Source organism: Herbaspirillum chlorophenolicum, from assembly GCF_001189955.1.
Classification (GTDB): domain Bacteria; phylum Pseudomonadota; class Gammaproteobacteria; order Burkholderiales; family Burkholderiaceae_D; genus Herbaspirillum; species Herbaspirillum chlorophenolicum.
Window position 1 is genome coordinate 1 of the sequence record NZ_LFLT01000007.1, and the last position, 26,264, is coordinate 26,264.

The following is a 26,264-nucleotide window of genomic DNA, read 5'->3' on the forward strand; positions in this document are numbered from 1 at the left end:
ATGAAATACTGCCTCCGCTGCTCCAGCCATCGAAGAAATCTAAGGCAGCGCTGAATAAGTCCCCCGCGATGTGGCGCGCCCCGGATTGGGATGGGCTGCAAGGCGCAAACCACAGCCGGGCTGGCGGCCCGGCGAGGATTTGCAACGCCGCAGACCGCCCAATCCGGGGATGCGACACGCGCGGGGGACTTATTCAGCGCTGCCTAACTGGAGAGGCCGAATAAAACAACACCAGGAGACAACCGTGTTACTCAAAGACAAGATCGCCGTGATCACCGGCGCGGCTTCCGCGCGCGGCATCGGCAAAGCGGTGGCGCGCCTGTTCGCGCAGCAGGGCGGCCGCGTCGCCATCCTCGACCTCGACGAAGGCGCAGCTGCAGCGGCAGCCGCCGACATCGGCCCGGGCCACATCGGCCTGGCCTGCAACGTCACCGCCAGGGGCGACTGCGAACGCGCGGCGAAGGAAGTGATCAAGCGCCTCGGCCATGTCGACATCCTCGTCAACAATGCCGGCATCACGCAGCCGCTGAAGATCATGGATATCGGCCCGGAAAACTACGAGGCCGTCACCGACGTCTCGTTGCGCGGCACGCTGTACATGAGCCAGGCGCTGATCCCGCATATGCGCTCGCGCAGGAGCGGCTCGATCGTTTGCCTGTCGTCGGTCTCGGCGCAGCGTGGCGGCGGCATCTTCGGCGGCCCGCACTATTCGGCCGCCAAGGCCGGGGTGCTGGGGCTGGCGCGTGCGATGGCGCGCGAGCTGGGGCCGGACAACATCCGCGTCAACTCGCTCACGCCCGGCCTGATCCTGACCGACATCACCGGCGGCAAGCTGACCGAGCAGATGAAGACCGAGATCCTCAAAGGCATCCCGCTCAATCGCCTGGGCGAGGCGCAGGACGTGGCCAACAGCTGCCTGTTCCTGGCCAGCGACCTGTCGTCGTATCTCACCGGCGTCACGCTGGATGTGAACGGCGGCATGCTGATCCACTAGGAGCCCATCATGAGCACAACTGAAAAAAATCTGACCCTCGCCGAACGCGCCTACCGCATCCGCAAGAAAGCGCTGCGCATGGGCGAGGTACAAGGCCAGGGCTACATCGCGCAGGCGCTCGGCATTGCCGATGTCCTCGCAGTGGCTTACTTCCGTGCGCTGCGTTACAAGCCGGACGATCCGCATTGGGAAGAACGCGACCGTTTCCTGCTGTCGATCGGGCATTACGCCATCGCCCTGTACGCGGTGCTGATCGAGGCCGGCGTCTTGCCGGAAGAGGAACTGGAAACCTACGGCGGCGACGACAGCCGCCTGCCGATGTCGGGCATGGCGGCCTATACGCCCGGCATGGAAATCACCGGCGGCTCGCTCGGGCAAGGCTTGACGGTCGCGGTCGGCATGTCGCTTGGATTGAAGCGCAAGAAATCTTCTTCTTTCGTCTACAACCTGCTGTCGGACGGCGAACTCGACGAAGGAGCAACCTGGGAAGCGGCGATGTCGGCAGCACACTGGAAGCTGGGCAACCTGATCGCCATCGTCGATGTCAATAACCAGCAGGCCGACGGCCCGTCCAGGAGCGTGCTCAACTTCGAACCGCTGGCGGACAAATGGGAAGCCTTCGGCTGGTATGTGCAGCGTGTGGACGGCAACAATCTCAAGGAAGTGGTTGCGGCATTTGACCGTGCGCGCGTACTGGCAGAAGACAAGCCGCGCGTGATTATTTGCGACACCAAGATGTGCAAGGGCGTGCCTTTCCTCGAAGGGCGAGAGAAGAATCACTTTATCCGTGTCGACCCCGATGAGTGGCAACTGGCGCTCGATACGCTTTATGTCGGGAGCGAAGCATGAATCAAGCCGTGAAAAAATCCAGTGCAGCCATTGAAGCAAAAACAGATGCGCCGGCCAAGCCGCGCCTGACCACCTCGGCCATGATCGCTTCGCTGGCGGCGGAAGGGCAGGCCACGCGCCCGGCGCCGTTCGGTCATGCGCTGGCCGAGCTGGCCAACGTGCGCGCCGACATCGTCGGCATGACCGCCGATCTGGCCAAATACACCGACCTGCACATCTTCGCCAAGGAACACCCTGACCGTTTCTATGAAATGGGCATGGCCGAGCAGTTGCTGATGGGCGCGGCAGCCGGCATGGCGCGCGAAGGCATGGTGCCGTTTGCCACCACCTATGCAGTGTTCGCCTCGCGCCGCGCCTATGACTTTATCTGCATGGCGATTGCGGAAGAAAGCCTCAACGTCAAGATCGTCGCCGCCTTGCCGGGGCTGACCACCGGTTACGGCCCGAGCCACCAGGCCACCGACGACCTAGCGATTTTCCGCGCCATGCCCAACCTGACCGTGGTCGATCCCTGCGACGCACTCGACATCGAACAGGCGGTGCCGCAGATTGCCGCGCATCAGGGGCCGGTTTACATGCGCCTGCTGCGCGGCAACGTGCCGGCGGTGCTGGATGAATACAACTACAAGTTCGAACTGGGCCGTGCCAAGATGATTCGCGACGGCCGCGACGTGCTGATCATCTCCACCGGCCTGATGACCATGCGCGCGCTGGAAGCGGCCAAGCTGCTGCAAAAGGACAGCGTCGACGTCGGTGTGCTGCACGTGCCGACCATCAAGCCGCTCGATGAGGAAACCATCCGCAGGGAAGCGGCAAAGAGCGGCCGCATGGTCGTCGTCGCGGAAAACCATTCGGTCGTCGGCGGTCTCGGCGAGGCCGTGGCCGGCGTGCTGATGCGCGCCAACGTGCGGCCGCTGGCTTTCCGCCAGATCGGTTTGCCGGATGCCTTCCTCGATGCCGGCGCCTTGCCGACGCTGCACGATCGCTATCGCATTTCGGCGGCGGTGATGGCGGGCGATATCAAGTCTTGGTTGTGAGTCCAATGATGATGGCATCGACAGGAAAGGAGGACGGCAGACAATCGCCTGCGTGACAGCGCGGCGTTGATTTCAAAAAAGCGGCAAGCCGGTCAGGGCCATCGCGTCGTCCGGTGCAAAGCCGCATACACCCAGAGGAGACAGACATGAAAAAATTATTCCCATGCATTTCGGCAATGCTGGCCGCGCTGACCTTCGGCTTGGCCGCGCAGGCAGCCGCGCAAACACCAATCAAGCTGACGCTCGGCCACAATGCCGCGCCCGGCAATCCGAAAGCCGAAGGCACGCTCAAATTCGCCGAGTTGGTGAAAGCCAAAAGCAACGGCCGCATCACGGTGCAAGTCGCCGGCGCCGCGCAGCTGGGCGAGGACCTGACCATGATTTCCGCGCTCAGAACCGGAACGCTGGACATGAGCGCCAACTCCCAGGGGCCGATGTCGTCGGTGGTGCCGGAGCTGGCGGCGTTGGGCATGCCGTTCCTGTTTGCCAATCTGCAGCAGGCATGGGCGCTGCTGGATGGACCGATAGGCCAGGACCTGGCCAAACGGTTCGAGGCCAAGAACATGGTTCTGATCGCCTGGTTCGACAACGGCATTCGCCAGACCACCAACAGCAAGCATCCGATCGCCAAGCCTGACGACCTCAAGGGCCTGAAGATACGCACGCCCGCCGATCCGGTGACGGTCGATATGTTCCAGGCCATGGGCGCCAGCACGCAGCAGATCAATTTTTCCGAACTGTATATCGCCTTGCAGCAGGGCGTGGTCGACGGGCAGGAAAATCCGCTGGCCAATATCCATTCGTCCAAGCTGCATGAGGTGCAGAAATATATGTCGATGACCAACCACAAGTACGAGTCGACGCCGGTGCTGATGAGCGCGATCACCTGGAAGCGCCTGTCCGATGCCGACCGCAAACTGGTGCGCGAGGCCGCGGCGGAAGCGACTGTGTTCCAGCGCAAGCTGGTGGCCGATTCGGACGAGAAGCTGCTGGCCGAATACAAGAGCAATCCTTCCGTGCAAGTCAACAGCCCCGACCTGGCGCCGTTCAAGGCTGCCACCAAGGTAGTCTGGGACAACTGGGAGAAAAAACCATTTGGCGATTTCGTCCGGACGCTGCGCAGCACCGTCCGGTAAGGGAGGATCGATCATGAGCTGGAAAGAACTCTGCATATCCGCCGCCAATGCGACGGAAAAAAATATCGAACGGCTCTGCCACTTCATGTTGCTGAGCACCGGCCTGTGCCTGCTGGCCATCCTGACCCTCACGGTAATTTTGCGCTATGGCATGGAAACCAGCGTCAATGCCTCTTCCGAACTGGTGGCGCTGCTGTTCCCGGTATTCGTCATGGCCGGTATCGCACAGGCGGCCTTGCAAGGCGCGCACGTTGCCACGCAGTTGCTGCTCAATTCGCTCAATGCCGAATGGCGCATCCGCTTGACCCTGCTGATCCATGCCGTGACCGCGAGTACGTATCTCTGGCTGGCGTGGTACGCGTTCCAGAGCGCCGTCATCGCCCACGATGAGCTAAGCACCATCCTGCATGTGCCGGGCAGTGTCGGCTATGGCGCGCTGGCAGTGGGCCTGGGGCTGGTCGGCGTCTGCAGCGTGGCGGCTATCGTGCGCCATTTGCTGGCCGGTGAAGCGGTGCATGTCAATCTGGCCGAAGCTGGCCCGGGGGTGGTATGAGCCTGATCATGGCCTTGATTTTCGCCTTGCTGCTGGCATTGTCGTTTCCGGTGGCGCATGCACTGGTGGTCGGCTCCACGCTGGGCATCATGTCGTCCGATCATTTGCCGCTGTTTGCCATCATCCAGCAATTGTTCGCGCCGACGCAGAGTTTTCCGCTGATCGCGATTCCGTTCTTCGTGATGGCCGGGGACCTGATGATGAACGGCAAGCTGGGGCAATACCTGATCGACTTCGCGACCGATCTGGTGGGGCGTTTTCGCGGCGGGCATGCGCAGGTCAGCGTGCTGGGTTCGACGCTGTTCGGCGGCGTGTCCGGCTCGGCCGTGGCCGACGCCACGGCGCTGGGTTCGGTACTGGTGCCCTGGCAAAAGAAGATGGGGTATCCCCCAGCCTTTTGCGGTGCCACGATCGCCGCGGCATCGACCATCGATATCCTGATACCGCCGTCGATTCCCTTGATCCTGTATGCCTTGATGTCGAACGCGTCGATCGGCGGATTGTTCTTCGCCGGTATCTTGCCGGGCTTGCTGCTGGCAGTGGGTTTCCTGATGGTCTGCAATATCAGCGCCAGGCTGCGCGGGTTTCCCTACGAGAAGAAACCGGTGGCATGGGGCCTGATGTTCAGGCGCGGCATCTATGCCGCACCGGCCCTGATGCTGCCGGTGTTCATCCTGATCGCCTTGCGTTTCGGCGTGGCCACGCCGACTGAAATCAGCACGATTGCAGTGACCTATTCCTTGCTGGCGTCGGCTTTCATTTACCGCGACCTGTCCTGGGACCGGGTCAAGCGTGCGATGATTTTTGCCGGCGTGGCAACCGGTGTGGTGATGCTGCTGATCATGGCCTCCACGGCGGCTGGCTGGGTGCTGACGCTGGAGCAGATACCGGAGCGTTTCATCGATTGGGCCAAGGGCAATTTCCATACGGCGACAACGGTGCTGCTGTTGATGAACGGCGTGATGCTGGTGGTCGGCATGTTCATCGACCTGCCGGCGGCGATTTTGTTGCTGGCGCCGCTGTTCGTGCCGCTGGCGCAAACCTACGGCATCGACCTGACGCAACTGGGCATCATCATGGTGGTCAACCTGGCCATTGGCTTATATACGCCACCGGTCGGCACCACGCTGTTCATCGGCAGCATGCTGGCGAAAACCAGCATCGGCGGGACCGTGCGTGAATTGTTGCCGTTCTATGCGGTGGCCTTGATCGTACTCGGCCTGATGAGCTATATCCCGGCATTGACCTTGAGACTGTAGGCGGCAACAGCATGCAGAGGCCGGCATTTGCCGGCCTTTTTTGCCTATGTTGCAAATACGGAATGACGCGATGCAACGCATCATTTTGATGAAGGATGATGCGTTCGCGTGCCGATTATGGGTGTAGAATCCGGCCCACGACGTTTGAAACCGAACGAAGTAAGAGAAACAAATGCTAGGGGTCCTGAATGCCATCGAATGGCAAACGGGTGAGAAATACCCTTGAACCTGATCTGGGTAATGCCAGCGAAGGGAAGCGCCGGAACTACCCGTATTGCACTTCACCACGCAGTACGTCCCTTTCCGAATCCTCCTTTGCTGGCTCCAAGCCAACCGCAAAGGAGCCAAAATGAATGCCAACCCGAAGTTTCTGTCCGCGACTGCAACCGTCGACGAGGCAGCGATTCAACCTCTTCCGAATTCCCGCAAGATCTACGTGACCGGCTCTCGCCCGGACATCCGCGTGCCCATGCGCGAGATCAGCCAGGCCGACACGCCGGCCATGTTCGGTTCGGAAAAGAACCCACCGATCTACGTCTACGACACCTCCGGTCCCTACACCGACCCGGACGTCAAGATCGACATCCGCACCGGCCTTTCCACGCCGCGCCTGCCCTGGATTCTCGAGCGCAACGATACCGAAGAGCTGGACGGCCCGACCTCCGAATACGGCCAGCAGCGCCTGAACGATCCGGCGCTGGCGGAGCTGCGCTTCAACCTGCACCGCAAGCCGCGCCGCGCCAAGGCCGGTGGCAACGTCTCCCAAATGCACTACGCGCGCAAAGGCATCATCACGCCCGAGATGGAATTCATCTCCATCCGTGAAAACCTGCGCCGCAAGGAATACCTGGAACAGTTGCGGGCCTCCGGCCCGATGGGCGCCAAGCTGTCCGACCTGATGGGGCGCCAGCATCCCGGCCAGTCCTTCGGCGCTTCGATTCCCGCCGAGATCACACCCGAGTTCGTGCGCGACGAAGTGGCGCGCGGCCGCGCCATCATCCCCGCCAACATCAACCACCCCGAGGTCGAGCCGATGATCATCGGCCGCAACTTCCTGGTGAAGATCAACGCCAACATCGGCAACTCGGCGGTGACCTCATCCATCGGGGAAGAAGTCGAGAAGATGACCTGGGCCATCCGCTGGGGCGGCGACAATGTGATGGACCTGTCCACCGGCAAGAACATCCACGAGACGCGCGAGTGGATCATCCGCAATTCGCCGGTGCCGATCGGTACCGTGCCGATCTACCAGGCATTGGAAAAGGTCAACGGCAAGGCTGAAGACCTGACATGGGAAATCTTCCGCGACACGCTGATCGAACAGGCCGAGCAGGGCGTGGACTATTTCACCATCCACGCCGGCGTGCGCCTGCAATACGTGCCGCTGACCGCCAAGCGCATGACCGGCATCGTCTCGCGCGGCGGCTCCATCATGGCCAAGTGGTGCCTGGCGCATCACAAGGAATCCTTCCTGTACGAACACTTCGAAGACATCTGCGAGATCATGAAGGCCTACGATGTCAGCTTCAGCCTCGGCGACGGTTTGCGTCCGGGTTCGATCTACGATGCCAACGATGAAGCGCAACTGGGCGAACTCAAGACGCTTGGCGAACTGACCCAAATTGCGTGGAAGCATGACGTGCAGGTGATGATCGAAGGCCCCGGCCACGTGCCGATGCACCTGATCAAGGAAAACATGGACCTGCAGCTTGAACAGTGCCACGAGGCGCCGTTCTACACGCTGGGGCCTTTGACTACCGACATCGCACCCGGCTACGACCACATCACCTCCGGCATCGGCGCCGCGCAGATCGGCTGGTACGGCACTGCCATGCTGTGCTACGTCACACCGAAGGAACACCTGGGCTTGCCCAACAAGGTGGACGTGAAGGACGGCATCATCACCTACAAGATCGCCGCGCATGCCGCCGACCTGGCCAAGGGCCATCCGGGCGCGCAGATCCGCGACAACGCCTTGTCGAAGGCGCGTTTCGAGTTCCGCTGGGAAGACCAGTTCAACATCGGCCTGGACCCGGACAAGGCGCGCGAATTCCACGACGAGACCCTGCCCAAGGACTCGGCCAAGGTGGCGCACTTCTGCTCGATGTGTGGCCCGCATTTCTGCTCGATGAAGATCACGCAGGAGGTACGCGATTACGCCGCCAAGGAAGGCATCTCCGAGATTGCCGCGCTCAAGCAGGGCATGGAAGTGAAGTCGGTCGAGTTCGTGAAGATGGGCGCCGAGATCTATTCGAAGCAATGAGCCTTGCCATGCAGATCGAACTGAACGGCAAGCCGCATCCCTTGCCGGATGGCTTTACGCTGGAGCAGTTGGTTGCTTCGCTGGAGCTTTCCGGGAAGGCGGTGGCGGTGGCGGTCAACCGGCAAGTGGTGCCTGCGCAGCAATGGGCGCAGCGTTTGCTGGCGGAGACCGACAAGGTCGATGTGGTAAGGGCAATCGGAGGCGGCTGAGCTACCGCGTCGTCCTGACGAAAGCCGGGACCCGGCGGCATTCATCGCCCCACAAGAAAGGATTTGAAATGAACATGAACGACACGCCCGCGCTGGCACAGGACGCGGGCCTGACCATCGCCGGAAAAACCTACCGCTCGCGTCTTCTGGTAGGCAGCGGCAAGTACAAGGACCTGAACGAGACGAGCGAGGCAACCATCGCCAGCGGCGCCGAGATCATCACCGTGGCGATCCGCCGCGTCAACATCGGCCAGGACCCCAACGCCCCCAGCCTGCTGGACGTGGTGCCGCCCTCGGAATTCACCATCCTGCCCAACACCGCCGGCTGTTATAACGCACAGGATGCGGTCTACACGCTGCAACTGGCGCGCGAACTGCTGGGCGGGCACAAGCTGGTGAAGCTGGAAGTGCTGGGCGACGAGAAGACGCTGTTCCCCAACATGCCGGAGACGCTCAAGGCAGCCGAGGCCCTGGTCAAGGACGGCTTCGACGTGATGGTGTATTGCAGCGACGACCCGATCCAGGCGCGCATGCTGGAAGACCTGGGCGTGGCGGCGGTGATGCCGCTGGCCTCGCTGATCGGTTCCGGCATGGGCATCCTCAACCCGTGGAACCTGTCGCTGATCATCGAGCAGGCCAGGGTGCCGGTACTGGTCGATGCCGGTGTGGGCACGGCATCGGACGCGGCCATCGCAATGGAGTTGGGCTGCGACGGCGTGCTGATGAACAGCGCGATTGCCGGCGCGCGCGACCCCATCCGCATGGCGCGCGCGATGAAGCTGGCGGTGGAGGCGGGACGTGAAGCCTTCCTCTCGGGCCGCATCCCGCGAAAGTTCAACGCATCGCCATCCTCGCCGATGGCCGGACGCGTGGCCTGATATGGCGGCCAGCTATCGTCTTGCGCCACCCTGCGTGCTGGTGTTTTCCGGTTCCGACCCCAGCGGCGGCGCCGGCATGCAGGCGGATATCCCCGCCATCAGCGCGCTCGGCTGCCATCCGCTGTCGGTGCCGACCGCGCTGACGGTGCAGGACAACGTCAGCGTGTTCGCGGTGCATGCGCTCGATCCGGAACTGGTGCGCCACCAGGCCCAGGTGCTGATCGACCGTTTTGACATCGCCGCGGTCAAGCTCGGCATCGCCGGCAGCCGCGAAAACGCCGAAACGATCGCGGCGCTGATCGGCCAGTTGCGTGCGAAGAATCCGGCGCTGCCGGTCGTGCTCGATCCGGTGCTGGCCAACGGCAAAGGGGACAATCTTTCGAAGGACGATGCCGCGCGCGTGATCGAGCCCTTGTATGCGCTGGCCACCGTCATCACGCCCAACCTCAACGAGGCGCAGCGCCTGTGCGGCGACGTGCCGGCGCTGCAGCAGGCCCGGGAATTGATGCGCCGGGGATGCCAGCACGTGCTGCTCAAGGGAGGCCACGGTGCGCAGCAGGAGGATGTGGTCAACCGCTGGTATGCCGGCCAGCCGGATGCGGGGGAAAGCGCCAATTGGCGCTGGACTCGCCTGCCGGATGAATTCCACGGCAGCGGCTGCACGCTGGCTGCAGCGCTGTCGGCCTGCCTGGCGCGCGGATTGGCCATGCGCGAAGCGATCGACCTGGCCCAGCGCTACACGCAGCACGCCTTATCCACCTCTTATGCTATCGCGGCCGGGCAGCGTATCCCGAACCGCATCGCCTTATTCGACACCGCGCATTGAGCGGCAGGAGCACGACATGAAACCCGAGTATTCCAACCATCTGCGCGGCCTCTACATCGTCACCCCCGACTGGGACGATACCGCGCAACTGCTGGCCGCCACCGAGCTGGCGCTGCAGAACGGTACGGCGCTGGTGCAGTACCGCCACAAGACGGCCGCCCCGCAGCGCCGGCGCGAGCAGGCCGAGGCGCTCCTGGGGCTATGCCGGCAATACAAGGCGCCGCTGATCATCAACGATCACGTCGACTTGTGCCTGGAGATCGATGCCGACGGCATCCACGTCGGCGGCACCGACTCATCCATCGCCGAGGTGCGCAAAGCAGTAGGGCCGGACAAGATCGTCGGCGCTTCCTGCTACGGCACGCTGGAACTGGCGCATGCGGCATACCGCGACGGCGCCAGCTATGTGGCCTTCGGCGGCTTCTATCCTTCGCGGGTGAAGAAATATGACTTTCGTACCGCGCCCGACATCATTGCCCAGTCCAAGCGCGAGATCCCGTTGCCGGTGGTGGTGATCGGTGGCATCACGCTGGAGAATGCGCCGCCGCTGGTGGCGCAGGGGGCGGATATGGTGGCGGTGATCAGCAGTGTCTACCTGGTGCCGCAGGGCGAGCGCAAGACGCGCCAGCTGGCCGACTTGTATCGCTAAGTTTGCGCAGAAATGACAGGCAGAAAAAAATGCCGCCCGGCGAACCGGGCGGCATTTTTTCATGGTGCAGCAGTGATCAGCCTTCCAGCAGGCTGCGCAGCATCCATGCGTTCTTTTCGTGCAGTTGCATGCGCTGGGTCAGCAGGTCGGCGGTCGGTTCGTCGGCGGCGGCATCGACGGCCGGGAAGATCGAACGCGCAGTGCGGGTCACGGCTTCCTGGCCGGCTACCAGTTGGGCGATCATCTCTTGCGCGGACGGCACGCCCTCGGCTTCAGGGATGGACGACAGCTTGGCGAAATCCTTGTACGAACCCGGGGCCGGATAGCCCAGTGCGCGAATGCGTTCGGCAATCAGGTCGACCGCGGCAGCCAGTTCGGTGTACTGGCCTTCGAACATCAGGTGCAGGGTGTTGAACATCGGGCCGGTAACGTTCCAGTGGAAGTTGTGGGTCTTCAGGTAGAGCGTGTAGCTGTCGGCCAGCAGCTTCGACAGGCCGTCGGCGATCTTCTTGCGGTCTTTATCGCTGATGCCGATGTTGATCGATGTTGCAGCAACATTCTTCTTTGCCATTTTTCGCTCCTTCAGGTGTTTGGTTTTTCGTCAGCAGGTGAAAACAACATGGCGATTTTATTGCAAATCACGCACGCGGACAGTTTTCGATGCGATTGTATTGATAGAAGAGATGGGGCAAGTGTTCCGTATTTCAATAAAAATAGTGGATGAAAATGACAATGGGGCCGATAGCAAGCTTGCTATCGGCCCCATCGTTTTGCCCGCCTGTATCCGTGCGGCTTGTGCTGGATCAGGCTTGGACCGTTATCCGTTGCGCTGCTGCGCGCTGCGGTAGAGCGACAGCGACAAGGCCACCGCACCGATGGCGGCAATGGCGGCGAACAGGAACACTTGCGGATAGCCGAGCTGGCCCACGATCAGGCCGGCCAGCGGCCCGGTGAAGCCCAGCGCCAGGTCGAGGAACACCGAGTAGGCCGCCAGCGCCGCGCCGCGGTTGGCGGCCGGCACCAGGTTGACCGCTTCCACGCCCAGCGAAGGGAACACCAGCGCGAAGCCGAAGCCGGTCAGCGCCGCGCCCAGCATCGCCACTTCCGGCGCGCTGGCGACCCACAGCAGCAACAGGCCGACCGCTTCGGTGAGGAAGCAGACGATGGCCACACGGTAGCCGCCGAAACGGTTGATGGCATTGGCGAACAGCAGGCGCGCGCCGACGAAGGCCGTGGAGAAGGCGGTCAGTGCGAAGGCCGCGTTGCCCCATTGGTGGTCGGCGTAGTACAGCGTGATGAAGGTGGCGATGGAACCGAAGCCGATGGTGCCGAACGCCAGGCCGAGGCCGTAGGCAAACACGCGGCGCAGCACCAGCTTGAACGACAGTTTTTCGCCGAGTACCACCGGCACGTTCGGGCCGCCGCGCGCCAGCACGTAGCCGGTCACGGTCAGCGCCGCGCCCACCAGGCCGATGACGGCGAATCCCAGCGAGCGGTCCAGCACCACGCCCAGCGGCGCGCCGATGGCCAGCGCAGCGTAGGTGGCGATGCCGTTCCAGGAAATCATCTTGGCAGTATTGTCGGCGCCGACGCGGCCGATGCCCCACATGATAGCGCCGGTGCCGACCAGGCTCTCGCCCAGGCCCAGCAAGGCGCGACTGGCGAACAACAGCATCAGGCTGAGGAAGGGCAGCGATTGCGCCAGCGCCGCCAGGAACAGCAGGCCGCCGCTGGCGGTACACAGCAGCATGCCGCGCATCACGGTCTGCTTGGCGCCGACGGTGTCGATCATGCGGCCGGCGTTGGCGCGGCTGATGAAGGTGGCGAAATACTGGACGCTGATGCCCAGCCCGGCGATCACCGAGCTGTAGCCGAGGTCGAGGTGGATGTAGCCCGGCAGCACCGCCATCGGGATGCCGATGGCCAGATATACCAGGAACGTGAAGAAGGCGGTGGAAAGGATCTGCGTGGTGACCTTGGCCGGCGTCAGCGGACGCGCCGGCACAGGACTGGGACTACATGAATCGTCGGACATGATGGGGGGAGTTCGGAATGTGGACGCTGCAGGCACGGATGTGCGCGTGAACAGCTGTCCCGAATTTTACTCCTCCGGGAAAAATGCTGCAGGACAGCAAAGACTTTTCGGATTTTTAGTCGCTTTTGCGCGACGATGGCAATCTGGCAAGGTGTGATGCAGGCGATTGATTACCTGCAGCGCAGCGCCTGCGTTGCCTTTTCCTGCACCGGCGGCGCATAGTCGGCACCCAGGATTTCCGGCGCCAGCTCATCCAGGGCGCCCGCCACATCAGGCTCGCACCAGCGGCCGTTCAGGCGCGCCAGCACCGCCAGCAGCTCCGGCGTCAGCCGGTCCAGCACCGGCCTTACCTCATGTGCGAGATCGGGCGGATTGGCGAAGGGCGGGCGATGCTCCAGTTTCCATTGCCGATGCAGGTCGCGCTGCACGATCTTGCCTGCGTCGAACTGGTCCTGGAAGAAACTGCGTGCCCATTGCGCGTCTATCCCGAGTTTTTGCGCCTGTGCGCCGACATTGTCGAGAATTGCCTGCTCGCGCGCCGGATCGTCGATCGGTGCGTGCGAATTCCACTTGCTGCGCGCCACCGGGGCGGCGACATCGAGGCGGGTCTTTTGCAGCGACAGCAGTTGGCTGACGTCGGTACGGGTCGAGAACGCCGGTGCAGTGGGGACGGAGCTGCAGGCCACCAGCAAGGTTGCCGCCAGGGCGGAAATCAGTCGCAAACGAAGCATGGGACGCTATGGAGAACTGGTTAAGAAAGGTTCGCAGGCGCGGCCGGCGGACGAGCACGGAAGTATAGCGCGGCGTCCGCCAGCCAGCTTTGCGCCGCGCCGGGGAGCGCGCCGCCTTATAATCTCGGGATGCAAAATCTTCTCCACAATCTCAACGAAGAACAATTGGCCGCCGTGACCCTGCCGGCGCAGTCCGCGCTGATCCTGGCCGGCGCCGGTTCCGGCAAGACCCGCGTGCTGACCACCCGCATCGCCTGGCTGGTCCAGACCGGGCAGGTGTCGCCGGCCGGCATCCTGGCGGTGACCTTCACCAACAAGGCCGCCAAGGAAATGACCGCGCGCCTGTCGGCCATGCTGCCCATCAATACTCGCGGCATGTGGATCGGCACCTTCCACGGCCTGTGCAACCGCCTGCTGCGGGCGCACCACAAGGACGCCGGGCTGCCGCAGACGTTCCAGATCCTCGATTCGCAAGACCAGCTCTCGGCCATCAAGCGCCTGCTCAAGCAGATGAACGTGGATGACGAGAAGTACCCGCCGCGCAACCTGATGTACTTCATCAACAGCGCCAAGGACCAGGGCCTGCGCGCGAAGGACGTGGAAGCGCACGACGACTACAACCGCAAGTTCGTCGAACTCTACGAACTGTACGACCAGCAGTGCCAGCGCGAGGGCGTGGTCGATTTCGCCGAACTGCTGCTGCGCACCTATGAACTGCTCATGCGCAACCAGCCGCTGCGCGAGCATTACCAGGCGCGCTTCCGCCACATCCTGGTGGACGAGTTCCAGGACACCAACGATCTGCAATACAAGTGGCTCAAGCTGATGGCCGGCCCGCATGGCGCAGTGTTCGCAGTGGGCGACGACGACCAGAGCATCTACGCTTTCCGCGGCGCCAACGTGGGCAACATGTCGGCCTTCGAGCGCGAATTCCGCGTGCAGAACCTGATCAAGCTGGAGCAGAACTACCGCTCGCACGGCCACATCCTGGATACCGCCAACGAACTGATCTCCAACAACAGCAAGCGCCTGGGCAAGAACCTGCGCACCGATGCCGGCCACGGCGAGCAGGTGCGCGTGTACGAGGCCAGCAGCGACCTGCAGGAAGCGCAATGGATCATCGAACAGGTCAAGGACCTGATCGCCGAAGGCTGGGGCCGCAGCGAGATCGCGATCCTCTACCGTTCCAACGCGCAGTCGCGCGTGCTGGAGCATGCGCTGTTTTCCTCGGCGATTCCTTACCGCGTCTACGGCGGCCAGCGCTTCTTCGAGCGCGCCGAAATCAAGCACGCGATCGCCTACCTGCAGCTGATGGACAACCTGCACAACGACTCGGCTTTCTTGCGCGTGGTGAATTTTCCCACCCGCGGTATCGGCGCCAAGGCGATGGAGTCGTTGCAGGATGCGGCGCGCCAGTACAACTGCTCGCTGTATGCGGCCGTGCCGTATGTCGCCGGCAAGGCCGGCTCGTCGCTCAATGCCTTCGTCAAGTTGATCGAGGGCGCCCGCTTCGAAACCCAGCACCTGCCCCTGCCGGAAACGGTCAAGGTGGTGCTGGAGCTGTCGGGCCTGATTACGCATTACCGCAACGAGAAGGAAGGCGCCGACCGCATCGAAAACCTGGAGCAGTTGGTCAGCGCGGCGACGTTGTTCGTCTCGGAAGAAGGATACGGCCTGGATGCCCCGGCCTTCCTCGGCCCGCAGGCGCAAGCCACCGCCGGCACGGCGATCACTACCGCCGACGGCGTCGAAGTGATCGATGCCGATGCGCCGCTGGTGACCATCATGTCGCCGCTGTCGGCTTTCCTTTCGCATGCTTCACTGGAAGCCGGCGACAACCAGGCGCAAGCCGGCCAGGATGCGCTGCAGCTGATGACGGTGCACTCGGCCAAGGGCCTGGAGTTCGATGCGGTGTTCATCACCGGGCTGGAAGAGGGCCTGTTCCCGCACGAGAACAGCGCCAAGGAAGACGGCGGCGTGGAAGAGGAACGCCGCCTGATGTACGTGGCCATCACGCGTGCGCGCAAGCGCCTGTTCATGACCTTCTCGCAGACCCGCATGCTGCACGGCCAGACGCGCTACAACATGCGCTCGCGCTTCTTCGACGAGTTGCCTGAGGATGCCATCAAGTGGCTCTCGCCGAAGGTGCAGAAGAACAACTGGTTCGCACATCCGAAGTCGGCCTGGGATGATGCGCCGGAGTCCGGCAACAACAGGATCGCGCAGAATTTTTCGCGTTCCGATTCGGGCTGGCGCATCGGCCAGAATGTGGCGCATGCCAAGTTCGGCGAGGGCGTGATCGTCAACATCGAAGGCGGTGGCGGGGCCACCCGTGCGCACATCAACTTCGGCAAGTTCGGCATGAAGCTGCTGGATTTGTCGGTGGCGAAGCTGGAGAAGGTTTGAGCTGGTCGACGGTTGGGCGGCGTGCCGCTCAGCCGCGCCCGATCATCGCCTGCACCTCATCCCAGGTCGCCGCATAAGCCCCGGCCTTGGATGCTGCAATAGCCGCCCCAGCCGCTGCACACTGCAAGTGGGTCTGCGCCGGCGCATCCGGCTGGCGCAGCTGGCTGGCGATCCAGCCGCCCATGGAGGCATCGCCGCAGCCCACGGTGTCGATTACTTCCACTTTGTAAGCGGGCTGTTCGATCGCCTGTTCTCCCTTGATCCATCGCATCCCCTGCGCGCCCAGCGTGAGCAGGATCTCGGCCTTCGGCGCCATGCCTTGCAGCGTGGCCAGCGCGTTGCCGTCGCCGGGGAATAGCCTTTCCAGATCCTCGTCCGAGACCTTGACGTAATCCGACAGCGCCAGCAATTCGCGCAACAGGATGCGGTAGGACGGGTTATCCATCAGCTTGCGCCAGTTGGGATCGAAGGCGATCTTCTTGTTGCGCATGGCGCCGGCCTTGGCCACTTGCAGCAGGCGCGAAGCCAGCGGTTCGCGGGTGAGGCTGATACAGCCGAAGTGCAGCACGCGCGCCTGGTCCATCCACCCGGCCGGCAGGCGCTCGGGGTCGAAGTGCAGGTCGGCGCTGTCGTCGCCGATGAAGAAATAATCGGGCGGGGTAGTGGAGGTGACCATCGCCAGCAGCGGCGCCTTGGCGTACTGCTGGGTGAAGCGCATGTCGAGCCCGGCTTCGCGCGTGAGCGCGTGCAGCTCCTGGCCGAACACATCGGCGCTGACGCTGCCGGCATAGCCGGTCGGCACACCCAGGCGCGAAGCCGCACGCGCCACATTCCAGCAGGCGCCGCCGGGCATGGCGCGCCATTGGCCATCGCTTTGGCGGATGAAGTCGGTCAGGGCTTCGCCGAATACGACGAATTCTGCGGGCTGGGTCATGCGGGGTCTCCGGAATGTAAGTTCTTAGTCATCCTGCAAGGCATGGCGCGCGCACACCTCATCGGTCACCAGTCCGGTCAGCCGTCCGCCGCGCAGCGCAGCCCGTACCGCCTCGGCCTTCTTGCTGCCGCCGGCGAAGGCGATCACCGGATGCGCCGGGCGGGCCGCCAGCGGCGGCGTGGTGATGCGCGAGGCCAGCGTCGTGGCCAGCATGCGGCCTTCGATGTCGAAGGCGTGGCAGATCATTTCGCCTACCGCGCCTTGCTTTTGCAATTGCGCCACTTCAGCGTCGTCGATAAAGCCGTCTTCATGCATCGCACCCTGCAGGGCGATGGTGCCGATGCCGAGGAAGGTGACATCGGCACGTTCGGCCAGACCGGCGACGATCTTGTAGGCGCGGTGATTGCACCATTGCTTGCGGTCGTTTTCGCTTTCCGCGACGCGCGGCGCGGGCAGAAGATAAAAGCGTGCCTGCAGCTTTTCCGCGGCCTGCAGCGCCACGTCATAGCGGTTGGCCGAACCGTCCGAGGCGAAAGCGCCGATCATGGACACGATCTGGTGCTGCGGGCGGTCGATTTCGGTGATCTTTTCGATAGCGGCCTTGAGCGTGCGGCCGGAGCCGACGTTGACCACCAGCGGCGTTGCCGAGCTGAGGTATTGGTCCATCAGCTCGGCCCCGGCCACGGCCAGCATCTGCTGTATTTCCTGCGATTCGTTGGGATTGTCGCTGCCGCCCGCGCCCGGCACCACGCGGCATACCTGCAAGCCGTAGCGCTCCTGCAGGCCTTGCGCCAGTTCCAGGCAGGACGAGACCGGATGGGTGATCTGCACCTTCACCAGGTTGGACGCGCCGGCGTAGGCCACCATGCGCTGCGCCATCTGGCGCGAGATGCCCAGCCGTTCCGCGATTTCATTCTGGGTGTTGCCCGCCACGTAATACATCCAGGCGGCGCGTGCCGCCAGGTCAAGTTTGGATGCGCCAGATGACATGTTCTCCTCGTGTGCCGCGGCATGGGCGGCAGCTATGTTGGTAATGCGGTGATGGTCTTGGAACAGCTTCTTTGGTGTTGCAGCGCCGCCATTTTACGGCGAGTCTTACCATTCCATTATTCACAAATTTGGGCATTTGCTCAATTAAATTACAAATGCTTGACAAGCGTTGATGGATGTCTGATTATTTGCTCATAAAAATATAAAAAGCTCAAAACCAGCCGTTCGGAATACGCACGACAGCCAGGCGCGAAACCTTGCCCGGCGCCCGGGGGAAGTGAGCCGGCGGCCCATAAAACCATGGAGACAAACATGCACAGCATTGCCCGCTGTATTACCCGTTCCAGCGTTCGCCTTAGCGCGACCGCCGCCGTCATTTCCGTACTGTTCCTGTCCACCGCGGCCCAGGCCGCACCGGTCACCCTGAACATTGCGTCGATCAACAACCCTGACATGATCGAACTGCAGAAGCTGGCGCCGCAGTTCGAAAAAGCCAATCCCGACATCAAGCTGCGCTGGGTCACGATGGAAGAAAACGTGCTGCGCCAGCGTCTGACCACCGACATCGCCACCAACAGCGGCCAGTTCGACCTGATGACCATCGGTGCATATGAAGCGCCGATCTGGGCCAAGAAGGGCTGGCTGGCGCCGATGACCGGCTTGCCGGCCGACTACGACGAGGCCGACCTGATCAAGCCGGTGCGCGAGGGCCTGACGGTGGACGGCAAGCTGTACGCGCTGCCGTTCTATGCCGAAAGCTCGATGACCTACTACCGCAAGGACCTGTTCGAGCAGAAGAAGCTGACCATGCCCGAGCGCCCGACCTGGGACGAAGTCGCCAAGCTGGCCGCACAGCTGCACGACCCGGCCAAGGGTATCTACGGCATCTGCCTGCGCGGGCGCGCCGGCTGGGGCGAGAACATGGCGATCATCACCACCATGGCCAATGCCTGGGGCGGACGCTGGTTCGACGAGAAGTGGCAGCCGCAGCTGTCTTCGCCGGAATGGAAAAAATCGGTCGCCTTCTATGTCGACCTGATGCGCAAGTACGGTCCGCCGGGCGCCAGCTCCAACGGCTTCAACGAAAACCTGGTGCTGTTCTCCAGCGGCAAGTGCGGCATGTGGGTGGACGCCACCGTGGCTGCCGGCATGCTGTACCACGGCAAGGATTCCAAGGTGTCCGACAAGACCGCTTTCGCGCCGGCGCCGGTCGCCGCGACCGACAAGGGTTCGCACTGGTTGTGGATCTGGTCGCTGGCAGTGCCGAAGTCCTCCAAGTCGCAGGATGCCGCCAGGAAGTTCGCCGCCTGGGCCACCTCCAAGGAATACATCAACCTGGTCGCCAAGGACAGCGGTTGGGCACTGGTGCCGCCGGGTACCCGCACCTCGACCTATGCTTCTGCCGAGTACAAGAAAGTGTCGCCGTTCTCCGACTTCGTGCTCGATGCGATCCAGACCGCCGATGCCAATAACCCGACCGTCAAGCCGGTGCCTTATACCGGTGTGCAGTTCGCGACCATCCCCGAGTTCCAGTCGATCGGCACCGTGACCGGCCAGGCCATCGCCGGTGCGCTGGCCGGCAAGACCACCTCGGATGCCGCGCTGGATGCAGCGCAAGCCCAGGCCGTGCGCATGATGCGCCAGGGCCGCTACATCAAGTAATTCAAATAGGCGTCATCAACGCAGTTCCTCGCAACGCGGCCCGTTCCTTCTGAACCTTGAAGGAACGGCCGACTGCCCCCCGGCCGACCTGGCGCGCATGCGCCGCGTCAGACTGCCCTGATTGTCCCGATTCGCCGAGGCCGCCATGTCATCGATCCACCCCATCCATCCTCCTGCCATGCAGAGCCAACCGACCTCCGACCCCCGCACGCCGCCGCGCGCCATCAAGGCCGCCGGCCGGGCAAGCGCGCCGCAGCGCTTCAATCCGATCCGCCTGCTGCAAACGCCATCGGTGCTGATCCTGCTGGCCTGGATGATCGTGCCGCTGGCCATGACCATCTGGTTCTCGGTCAATCGCTACAACCTGATGGCGCCCGACCAGACCGGCTTCGTCGGGCTGGAGAACTATCAGTTCCTGCTGGAAGACCCGGCGTTCTGGCCCTCGATCGGCAACACCGCGCTGCTGATCGGTTCGGTGCTGGCCATCAGCGTGATCGGCGGCACCCTGCTGGCGGTGCTGTTCGACCAGCCTTTCCGCGGCCGCGGCATCGCGCGCCTGCTGGTGATCGGCCCGTTCTTCGTGATGCCCACAGTCGCCGCGCTGATCTGGAAGAACATGATCATGCATCCGGTCTACGGCATGCTGGCTTTCGTCATGCGCCACCTCGGGTTGGAGCCGGTCGACTGGCTGGCCGAATACCCGATGCTGTCGGTGATCATGATCGTCGCCTGGCAGTGGATCCCGTTCGCCTTCCTGATCTTGCTGACCGCGCTGCAGTCGCTCGATAACGACCAGAAGGAAGCCGCCCAGCTCGACGGCGCCGGCCCCATCCGCATCTTCTTCTACATCGTGCTGCCGCACCTGAAGCGCGCCATCACGGTGGTGATCATGATCGAGACCATCTTCCTGCTTTCGGTATTCGCCGAGATCTTCACTACTACCGCCGGCGGCCCCGGCACCGCCACCACCAACCTGACCTACCTGGTCTACTCCATCGGCCTGCAGCAGTTCGACATCGGCATCGCCTCGGCCGGCGGCATCATCGCCGTGGTGCTGGCCAATATCGTGTCTTTCTTCCTGGTGCGCATGCTGGCCAGGAACCTCAAAGGAGCGAACGAGAAATGAGCGAACAAAAGAAAAGCCCCTGGTGGGTCGGCGTACTGGCATGGACCTGCGCCATCATCCTGTTCTTCCCGATCTTCTGGGTGGCAATCACTGCCTTCAAGACCGAGCACCAGGCCTACACACCCACCTTGTTTTTCCTGCCCACGCTGGATACCTTCCGCGAGGTCTTCGGGCGCAGCAACTATCTTGCCTTCGTGCAGAACTCGCTGATCGTCTCGCTGGGATCGACCATCCTGAGTCTGCTGCTGGCGGTGCCGGCCGCGTACTCGATGGCCTTCTTTCCGACCGGCCGCACCCAGAAGCTGCTGCTGTGGATGCTGTCGACCAAGATGATGCCGGCCGTCGGCGTGCTGATCCCGATCTACCTGCTGGCCAAGAACAGCGGCATGCTCGACACCGTCTCCGGCCTGACCCTGATCTACACGCTGATCAACCTGCCCATCGCGGTGTGGATGGCCTTCACCTACTTCAACGACGTGCCCAAGGAAATCCTGGAAGCGGCGCGCATCGACGGCGCCAACGCCTGGCAGGAGATGGTCTACCTGCTGCTGCCCACTGCCATGCCGGGCCTGGCCTCGACGGCGCTGCTGCTGATCATCCTGTCCTGGAACGAGGCCTTCTGGAGCCTCAACCTGACCAGCGTCAATGCCGCGCCGCTGACGGTATTCATCGCTTCTTACTCCAATCCGGAAGGGTTGTTCTGGGCCAAGCTGTCGGCCGCTTCGCTATTGGCGATCGCACCCATCATGGCGCTCGGCTGGCTGGCGCAGAAACAACTGGTGCGCGGCCTCACCTTCGGCGCGGTGAAGTGATGATGACGCGGCAATCCATCACCCATCTGGTGTGCGACTGCGACGGCGTGCTGCTCGACAGCGAAAGCATCGCGCTGCGCGTACTGCACCGCGAACTGTTGCCGCTGCTGCCGGCGCTGGCTGCCGGCGATGCCGCCTATTCCGATGAGGAAAGCCGCAGCGCCGCCTTGCATGCGGCCATCGCCAACCGTCTTGGCATGTATACCGACCTGCTGCTCGATGAGGTCGATGCCGAATTCGAATTGGGTTTGAGCGTGCAGCAGGTCGAACACCTGCATGAAAGCGTCGGCCGCGCCTGCGGCGAGGAAGCGCAGCCGGTGCCGGGCATCGCCGAAGCCCTGCAAGCGATCCGCCTGCCGCGCGCGGTGGCCAGCAACAGCGATGCCCCGCGCATCGAGAGCGGGCTGCGCCGCTGCGGTTTGTACGCGCAGTTCGAGGGACGCATCTACAGCGCGCACGATGTAGGCAAGCCCAAGCCGGCGCCCGATGTCTACCTGGCGGCCGCAGCCGGTTTCGGCATCGATCCGGCGCGCTGCGTGGCGGTCGACGACAGCGTTACCGGCGTGCGTGCGGCGGCCGCAGCCGGCATGCATGTGCTGGGGTTCGCCGGCGTGGCGCACGACCGCAAGGCGATGGCGCGCCAGTTGCTGGCGGCCGGCGCCAGTAAGGTGTTCGACGACATGAAGCAGTTTCCGCAGTTGATCTGCGAACTGGTCTGGCTGCGCTAAAGGCGCATCGACGATTGAGATGATTGAAGAGAAAGAGGAGAAACACATGGCAGCCGTAAGCATCAGAAATCTGGCCAAGCGCTACGAAGACAACGAAGTCATGCGCGACATCAACCTGGAGATCGAGGACGGCGAGTTCGTGGTCTTCGTCGGGCCATCGGGCTGCGGCAAGTCGACCTTGCTGCGCATGATCGCCGGCCTGGAAGACATCAGCGACGGCGACCTCGACATCGGCACACGCCGCATGAACGATGTGCCTGCCTCCAAGCGCGGCGTGGCGATGGTGTTCCAGTCGTATGCGCTGTATCCGCACATGAGCCTGTACGACAACATGGCCTTCGGCCTGAAGATCGCGGGCAAGTCCAAGGCCGAGATCGACGCGGCCGTGCAGCACGCCGCCAAGATCTTGCACATCGACCACCTGCTCGACCGCAAGCCGCGTGCGCTGTCCGGCGGCCAGCGCCAGCGTGTGGCGATCGGCCGCGCCATCACGCGCCAGCCGAGCGTGTTCCTGTTCGACGAACCGCTGTCCAACCTCGACGCCGCGCTGCGCGTGAAGATGCGCCTGGAGTTCGCCAAGCTGCACGACGACCTCAAGACCACCATGATCTACGTCACCCACGACCAGATCGAGGCGATGACGCTGGCCGACAAGATCGTGGTGCTGTCCGAGGGGCGCATCGAGCAGGTCGGTTCGCCCCAGCAGCTGTACCATCATCCGGCCAACCGTTTCGTCGCAAGCTTCATCGGTTCGCCCAAGATGAACTTCATCGATGGCACGGTAGTGTCGGTGCAGGCCGGTGGCGTACTGGTGCAGTTGTACGGCGGCGCTCAGCAACTGGCGATGGTTGACGGCACCGGCCTGCAATCCGGCGAGAAGGTGACGCTGGGTGTGCGCCCCGAACACCTCAACATTGCCCAAGGGCAGGCGGCGCTGCTGGCACGCTTCACGGCGCTGGAATTGCTGGGCGATTTCTCCTACCTTTACGCGGCCTATGAAGGCGCCGATGAAGCGCTGATCCTGCGCGTACCCGACAGCCTCAACCTGGCGCATGGCAGCATGCTCGGCCTGGCCGCCGATCCGGCGCGCTGCCACCTGTTCCGCGAGGACGGCCGTGCGTTGCCGCGCCTGGCCGCAGCATCCGCGGCGTCCGCAGTGCAGCACTGAACCATCGCAGCAACGAACAAGGAAACGGCATGACAAGCACAGCCACCTCCACCCAGATCAAGGACGCCGAGGACAGCATGACCTGGCTGCACATCGGCGCCGGCTCCTTCCACCGCGCCCACCAGGCGGTCTACCTCAACGCCCTGCGCGAGAGCGGCGCCGACCGCCGCTGGCAACTGGCGCTGGCCAACATCCGCGCTGATATGAGGCCGCTGCTGGATGCACTGGCGCGTCAGCACGGCCGCTACACGCTGGAGACCGTCACCCCGCAGGGCGAGCGCAGCTACCAGACGATCAATGCCATCGGCCGCATCATCCCCTGGGATGAGCACCTCGCGCAGTTGATTGCCGTCGGCGCCGAAGAGCGTACACGCATCATCTCCTTCACCGTGACCGAGGGCGGTTACTACCTCGACCACCATCACAAGCTCGATACCACCAACATCGACCTGGCCGACGACCTGCGCTGCGCGCTCGACGGCAGCGGCCGCCCGCGCACCATCTATGGCGCCATCGCCGCGATCCTGCAGGCGCGCCGCGCGGCCTATCCGCAAGCCGGGCTGACGCTGCTCAACTGCGACAACCTGCGCCACAACGGCGAACGCTTCCGCGACGGCCTGCTGCAGTTCCTGGCGCTGCGCGGGGAGACGCAATTGGCCGATTGGGTGGAGCGCTGCACTACCAGCCCCAACGCCATGGTCGACCGCATCACGCCGCGCCCGACCCCGGCCGTGGCCGAGCGCGTCAAGGCCGTCATCGGTATGGACGACCCCTGCGCGCTGATGGGTGAATCGTTCATCCAGTGGGTAATCGAGGACGACTTCAAGGCCGGCCGTCCGCGCCTGGAGCGGGCCGGCGTCGAGATGGTGGAATCGGTGCTGCCCTACGAGGAGGCCAAGATCCGCATCCTCAATGCCAGCCATAGCTGCATCGCCTGGGCCGGCACGCTGGCCGGATTGCAGTACATCCACGAGGGCACGCAGCGCGACGACATCCGCCAGATGGCCTACGATTACGTAACGCAGGATGTGATCCCGTGCCTGACGCCCAGCCCGCTCGACCTGGCCGCCTATCGCGATACCACGCTGGCGCGCTTCGGCAACCCGGCCATCCAGGACACCAACCAGCGCGTGGCGGCCGATGGCTATTCCAAGATCCCCGGTTTCATCCGGCCGACGCTGCAGGAGAGCCTGGAAGCCGGCCGCGTACCGCGTGCCACGGCCATGTTGCCGGCGCTGTTCTTCGTGTTCTTGCAGCGCTGGAACGATGGTGGGCTGCCTTACGAGTATCAGGACGGCATTTTCGATCCGGCTGCTGCGCGCGCCATGCTGTCGGCGGCCGATCCTGTCAGGGCCTTCTGCGACGACGCGGTACTGTGGGGCGAGCAGGCCGGCGACGGGCGTCTGCTTGCCCTTGTGCGTGAAGGTGTGGACCATGTCAGGCAATGGCTGGCGGGCGGAAACAAATAGGCCGTCATATGGCCCAAGGCATCATAGAATTGCCATCTAACAATGAAAAAAGAGGAGAGCCATGTATCTCGGTATCGACCTGGGTACGTCGGAAGTCAAAGCGGTGGTGATCGGCGGCGACGGCGCATTGCTGGCGCTGGCCGGCAGCGCGCTGAACGTGTCGCGTCCGCACCCGCGCTGGTCGGAGCAGGCGCCGGCCGATTGGTGGCAAGCTACCTGCGACACCGTGGCCAAGCTGCGCACGCAGCTGGGGGAGGAACGTTTTGCCGGCGTGCGCGCCATCGGCCTTTCGGGCCAGATGCACGGCGCCGTACTGCTGGACGAACACAACGATGTGTTGCGCCCGGCCATCCTGTGGAGCGATTCGCGCAGCGCGCCGGAGTGCGCCGAGCTGACGCGCCGCGCGCCGCTCCTGCACGGCATCGCCGGCAACCTGGCCATGCCCGGTTTTACCGCACCCAAGCTGATGTGGGTGGCGCATCACGAGCCGGCGCTGTTCGCCCGCATCGCCACCGTGCTGTTGCCCAAGGATTGGTTGCGGTTGCAGATGACCGGACGCAAGGTGTCCGACCCGTCGGATGCGGCCGGCACCTTGTGGCTGGATGTGGAAGGGCGCAACTGGTCCGACGAACTGCTGGCCGCCAGCGGCATGCGGCGCGACCAGATGCCGGCGCTGGTGGACGGCAGCGCTGCGTCCGGCACGCTGCTGCCGGCAGTGGCGCGGGCCTGGGGGCTGAAGGACGGTGTGATCGTGGCCGGGGGCGCCGGTGACGGTGCGGCCAGCGCGGTGGGCATTGGCGCGGTCAATCCGGGTGACGGTTTTCTTTCGCTGGGTACCTCAGGCGTGCTGTTCGTGGTCAACGACCGCTTCCGTCCCAACCCGGCGCGCGCCATCCATGCCTTTTGCCATACGCTGCCGCAACGCTGGCACCAGATGAGCGTGATGCTGTCGGCGGCCAGTTGCCTGCGCTGGTTCTGCCGCCTGTGTTCGGTTGATGAGAAAAGCCTGCTGGCCGAAATCGAGCAGCTCGATGCGGAGCAACTGGCCAACGCGCCCTTGTTCCTGCCGTACCTGTCCGGCGAACGCACGCCGCACAACGATCCTTATGCGCTCGGCGTGTTCCACGGCCTGTCGCCGGACCACCAGCGCGCCGCGCTGGGTTATGCGGTGCTGGAAGGCGTGGCCTTCGGCATGGTCGATGGCCTGGATGCCCTGCGTGTGGCCGGTACCGGTGTCAGCCAGCTCTCGCTGGTGGGCGGCGGCGCGCGCAGCGCCTACTGGGCGCAATTGATTGCCGATGCGCTCAACGTGCGCATCGTCACCCATGTCGGCAGCGAAGCCGGCGGAGCATTGGGGGCAGCGCGCCTGGCCTGGCTGGCCGATGGCGGCGCAGAGGCGGAAGTCTGCCGCAAACCGGAACAGTTGGCATCGTTTGAGCCGGATGCGCGCCGGCATGCTGCGTTGCTGGTGAGGCTGCAGCGTTATCGCGATATCTATGCGCCGTATCCGCCCTTGCAGGGAGAAGAGGGCGGCTGAAATCCGTCGACGG

At 63.6% G+C, this 26,264-nt stretch carries 23 protein-coding genes, 1 pseudogene and 1 riboswitch; of the genes and pseudogenes, 19 read left to right on the plus strand and 5 right to left on the minus strand.

What is annotated here, in order from left to right:
- Window positions 1-244 precede the first annotated feature (244 nt).
- The 11 genes from AKL28_RS06375 (at window position 245) to thiE (ending at window position 10,653) form a co-directional block, all read left to right on the plus strand.
- Window positions 245-994 (plus strand): SDR family NAD(P)-dependent oxidoreductase, encoded by a 750-nt coding sequence (locus AKL28_RS06375; protein WP_050467269.1) that lies wholly within the window; start codon window positions 245-247, stop codon window positions 992-994.
- 9 nt (window positions 995-1,003) lie between these two features.
- Complete coding sequence (locus AKL28_RS06380; protein ID WP_050467270.1) at window positions 1,004-1,843, plus strand: transketolase; 840 nt, start codon at window positions 1,004-1,006, stop codon at window positions 1,841-1,843.
- Complete coding sequence (locus tag AKL28_RS06385; protein WP_050467271.1) at window positions 1,840-2,880, plus strand: transketolase family protein; 1,041 nt, start codon at window positions 1,840-1,842, stop codon at window positions 2,878-2,880. Before AKL28_RS06380 ends, AKL28_RS06385 begins: the two co-directional genes overlap by 4 nt.
- 146 nt (window positions 2,881-3,026) lie before the next feature.
- Window positions 3,027-4,016: a TRAP transporter substrate-binding protein gene (locus AKL28_RS06390; RefSeq protein ID WP_050467272.1), complete on the plus strand. Its 990-nt coding sequence runs from the start codon at window positions 3,027-3,029 to the stop codon at window positions 4,014-4,016.
- A gap of 13 nt (window positions 4,017-4,029) precedes the next feature.
- The gene (locus AKL28_RS06395) at window positions 4,030-4,569 is read left to right on the plus strand and encodes a TRAP transporter small permease (RefSeq protein ID WP_050467273.1); all 540 of its coding nucleotides are present in this window, start codon (window positions 4,030-4,032) and stop codon (window positions 4,567-4,569) included.
- Window positions 4,566-5,828, plus strand: coding sequence for a TRAP transporter large permease (locus tag AKL28_RS06400; RefSeq protein ID WP_050467274.1), 1,263 nt, complete (start codon window positions 4,566-4,568; stop codon window positions 5,826-5,828). Before AKL28_RS06395 ends, AKL28_RS06400 begins: the two co-directional genes overlap by 4 nt.
- Before the next feature lie 167 nt (window positions 5,829-5,995).
- Window positions 5,996-6,100: riboswitch (TPP riboswitch) on the plus strand.
- Window positions 6,101-6,177: 77 nt separating this feature from the next.
- Window positions 6,178-8,091: a phosphomethylpyrimidine synthase ThiC gene (gene thiC, locus AKL28_RS06405; RefSeq protein WP_050467275.1), complete on the plus strand. Its 1,914-nt coding sequence runs from the start codon at window positions 6,178-6,180 to the stop codon at window positions 8,089-8,091.
- Between the two features lie 8 nt (window positions 8,092-8,099).
- Complete coding sequence (gene thiS, locus AKL28_RS06410) at window positions 8,100-8,300, plus strand: sulfur carrier protein ThiS (RefSeq protein ID WP_050467276.1); 201 nt, start codon at window positions 8,100-8,102, stop codon at window positions 8,298-8,300.
- Window positions 8,301-8,368: 68 nt separating this feature from the next.
- Window positions 8,369-9,178, plus strand: a complete 810-nt coding sequence (locus AKL28_RS06415) for a thiazole synthase (protein ID WP_050467277.1) — start codon at window positions 8,369-8,371, stop codon at window positions 9,176-9,178.
- 1 nt (window position 9,179) lies between these two features.
- Window positions 9,180-10,004 carry a bifunctional hydroxymethylpyrimidine kinase/phosphomethylpyrimidine kinase gene (thiD, locus tag AKL28_RS06420; RefSeq protein ID WP_050467278.1) on the plus strand — a complete coding sequence of 275 codons (825 nt, stop codon included), beginning with the start codon at window positions 9,180-9,182 and terminating at the stop codon, window positions 10,002-10,004.
- A gap of 16 nt (window positions 10,005-10,020) precedes the next feature.
- A complete protein-coding gene (gene thiE, locus AKL28_RS06425; protein ID WP_050467279.1) occupies window positions 10,021-10,653 on the plus strand; it encodes a thiamine phosphate synthase in 633 nt (210 codons plus the stop codon).
- Window positions 10,654-10,729: 76 nt separating this feature from the next.
- Here the strand turns inward: thiE and AKL28_RS06430 are convergent, their stop codons facing one another.
- From AKL28_RS06430 to aroQ, 3 genes are all read right to left on the minus strand, one after another.
- Window positions 10,730-11,224 carry a Dps family protein gene (locus AKL28_RS06430; protein ID WP_050467280.1) on the minus strand — a complete coding sequence of 165 codons (495 nt, stop codon included), beginning with the start codon at window positions 11,222-11,224 and terminating at the stop codon, window positions 10,730-10,732.
- Between the two features lie 246 nt (window positions 11,225-11,470).
- Complete coding sequence (locus tag AKL28_RS06435) at window positions 11,471-12,688, minus strand: MFS transporter (protein ID WP_050467281.1); 1,218 nt, start codon at window positions 12,686-12,688, stop codon at window positions 11,471-11,473.
- Between the two features lie 170 nt (window positions 12,689-12,858).
- Window positions 12,859-13,419, minus strand: coding sequence for a gamma subclass chorismate mutase AroQ (aroQ, locus tag AKL28_RS06440; RefSeq protein ID WP_050467282.1), 561 nt, complete (start codon window positions 13,417-13,419; stop codon window positions 12,859-12,861).
- Between the two features lie 129 nt (window positions 13,420-13,548).
- Between aroQ and AKL28_RS06445 the strand changes: the two genes are divergently transcribed.
- A complete protein-coding gene (locus tag AKL28_RS06445) occupies window positions 13,549-15,825 on the plus strand; it encodes a UvrD-helicase domain-containing protein (RefSeq protein WP_050467283.1) in 2,277 nt (758 codons plus the stop codon).
- 28 nt (window positions 15,826-15,853) lie between these two features.
- Here the strand turns inward: AKL28_RS06445 and AKL28_RS06450 are convergent, their stop codons facing one another.
- Together AKL28_RS06450 and AKL28_RS06455 are read right to left on the minus strand one after the other, a co-directional pair.
- The gene (locus tag AKL28_RS06450; RefSeq protein WP_050467284.1) at window positions 15,854-16,759 is read right to left on the minus strand and encodes a carbohydrate kinase family protein; all 906 of its coding nucleotides are present in this window, start codon (window positions 16,757-16,759) and stop codon (window positions 15,854-15,856) included.
- A 24-nt stretch (window positions 16,760-16,783) separates the two neighbouring features.
- Entirely contained in the window at window positions 16,784-17,749 is a 966-nt protein-coding gene (locus AKL28_RS06455; protein ID WP_050467285.1) for a sugar-binding transcriptional regulator, read from the minus strand.
- Between the two features lie 312 nt (window positions 17,750-18,061).
- Here AKL28_RS06455 and AKL28_RS06460 point away from each other — a divergent pair, with 312 nt between their 5' ends.
- The 7 genes and pseudogenes from AKL28_RS06460 (at window position 18,062) to xylB (ending at window position 26,251) form a co-directional block, all read left to right on the plus strand.
- Complete coding sequence (locus AKL28_RS06460) at window positions 18,062-19,411, plus strand: ABC transporter substrate-binding protein (RefSeq protein ID WP_050467286.1); 1,350 nt, start codon at window positions 18,062-18,064, stop codon at window positions 19,409-19,411.
- Between the two features lie 154 nt (window positions 19,412-19,565).
- The gene (locus tag AKL28_RS06465; protein WP_414735690.1) at window positions 19,566-20,537 is read left to right on the plus strand and encodes a carbohydrate ABC transporter permease; all 972 of its coding nucleotides are present in this window, start codon (window positions 19,566-19,568) and stop codon (window positions 20,535-20,537) included.
- A 29-nt stretch (window positions 20,538-20,566) separates the two neighbouring features.
- Window positions 20,567-21,349, plus strand: a pseudogene (locus AKL28_RS06470) (carbohydrate ABC transporter permease); the annotation flags it as partial.
- Window positions 21,349-22,077 (plus strand): HAD family hydrolase, encoded by a 729-nt coding sequence (locus AKL28_RS06475; protein WP_050467288.1) that lies wholly within the window; start codon window positions 21,349-21,351, stop codon window positions 22,075-22,077. The pseudogene AKL28_RS06470 and the gene AKL28_RS06475, both read left to right, overlap by 1 nt.
- Before the next feature lie 46 nt (window positions 22,078-22,123).
- Window positions 22,124-23,245, plus strand: coding sequence for an ABC transporter ATP-binding protein (locus tag AKL28_RS06480; protein WP_050467289.1), 1,122 nt, complete (start codon window positions 22,124-22,126; stop codon window positions 23,243-23,245).
- Window positions 23,246-23,274: 29 nt separating this feature from the next.
- On the plus strand, window positions 23,275-24,714 hold the full coding sequence (gene dalD / locus AKL28_RS06485; protein WP_050467290.1) for a D-arabinitol 4-dehydrogenase: 1,440 nt from the start codon (window positions 23,275-23,277) through the stop codon (window positions 24,712-24,714).
- 61 nt (window positions 24,715-24,775) lie between these two features.
- On the plus strand, window positions 24,776-26,251 hold the full coding sequence (xylB, locus tag AKL28_RS06490) for a xylulokinase (protein WP_050467291.1): 1,476 nt from the start codon (window positions 24,776-24,778) through the stop codon (window positions 26,249-26,251).
- Window positions 26,252-26,264 lie beyond the last annotated feature (13 nt).

What these genes read in the sequence shown, in the direction of transcription:
- AKL28_RS06430 (WP_050467280.1), bottom strand. Translation starts at nt 11,224, where the DNA reads ATGGCAAAGAAGAATGTTGCTGCAACATCGATCAACATCGGCATCAGC.
- AKL28_RS06395 (WP_050467273.1), top strand. Translation starts at nt 4,030, where the DNA reads ATGAGCTGGAAAGAACTCTGCATATCCGCCGCCAATGCGACGGAAAAA.
- AKL28_RS06385 (WP_050467271.1), top strand. Translation starts at nt 1,840, where the DNA reads ATGAATCAAGCCGTGAAAAAATCCAGTGCAGCCATTGAAGCAAAAACA.
- AKL28_RS06390 (WP_050467272.1), top strand. Translation starts at nt 3,027, where the DNA reads ATGAAAAAATTATTCCCATGCATTTCGGCAATGCTGGCCGCGCTGACC.
- AKL28_RS06460 (WP_050467286.1), top strand. Translation starts at nt 18,062, where the DNA reads ATGCACAGCATTGCCCGCTGTATTACCCGTTCCAGCGTTCGCCTTAGC.
- thiS (WP_050467276.1), top strand. Translation starts at nt 8,100, where the DNA reads ATGCAGATCGAACTGAACGGCAAGCCGCATCCCTTGCCGGATGGCTTT.
- aroQ (WP_050467282.1), bottom strand. Translation starts at nt 13,419, where the DNA reads ATGCTTCGTTTGCGACTGATTTCCGCCCTGGCGGCAACCTTGCTGGTG.
- AKL28_RS06450 (WP_050467284.1), bottom strand. Translation starts at nt 16,759, where the DNA reads ATGACCCAGCCCGCAGAATTCGTCGTATTCGGCGAAGCCCTGACCGAC.
- dalD (WP_050467290.1), top strand. Translation starts at nt 23,275, where the DNA reads ATGACAAGCACAGCCACCTCCACCCAGATCAAGGACGCCGAGGACAGC.
- thiD (WP_050467278.1), top strand. Translation starts at nt 9,180, where the DNA reads ATGGCGGCCAGCTATCGTCTTGCGCCACCCTGCGTGCTGGTGTTTTCC.
- AKL28_RS06475 (WP_050467288.1), top strand. Translation starts at nt 21,349, where the DNA reads ATGATGACGCGGCAATCCATCACCCATCTGGTGTGCGACTGCGACGGC.
- AKL28_RS06380 (WP_050467270.1), top strand. Translation starts at nt 1,004, where the DNA reads ATGAGCACAACTGAAAAAAATCTGACCCTCGCCGAACGCGCCTACCGC.
- thiE (WP_050467279.1), top strand. Translation starts at nt 10,021, where the DNA reads ATGAAACCCGAGTATTCCAACCATCTGCGCGGCCTCTACATCGTCACC.
- AKL28_RS06435 (WP_050467281.1), bottom strand. Translation starts at nt 12,688, where the DNA reads ATGTCCGACGATTCATGTAGTCCCAGTCCTGTGCCGGCGCGTCCGCTG.
- xylB (WP_050467291.1), top strand. Translation starts at nt 24,776, where the DNA reads ATGTATCTCGGTATCGACCTGGGTACGTCGGAAGTCAAAGCGGTGGTG.
- AKL28_RS06480 (WP_050467289.1), top strand. Translation starts at nt 22,124, where the DNA reads ATGGCAGCCGTAAGCATCAGAAATCTGGCCAAGCGCTACGAAGACAAC.
- AKL28_RS06445 (WP_050467283.1), top strand. Translation starts at nt 13,549, where the DNA reads ATGCAAAATCTTCTCCACAATCTCAACGAAGAACAATTGGCCGCCGTG.
- AKL28_RS06400 (WP_050467274.1), top strand. Translation starts at nt 4,566, where the DNA reads ATGAGCCTGATCATGGCCTTGATTTTCGCCTTGCTGCTGGCATTGTCG.
- AKL28_RS06455 (WP_050467285.1), bottom strand. Translation starts at nt 17,749, where the DNA reads ATGTCATCTGGCGCATCCAAACTTGACCTGGCGGCACGCGCCGCCTGG.
- thiC (WP_050467275.1), top strand. Translation starts at nt 6,178, where the DNA reads ATGAATGCCAACCCGAAGTTTCTGTCCGCGACTGCAACCGTCGACGAG.
- AKL28_RS06415 (WP_050467277.1), top strand. Translation starts at nt 8,369, where the DNA reads ATGAACATGAACGACACGCCCGCGCTGGCACAGGACGCGGGCCTGACC.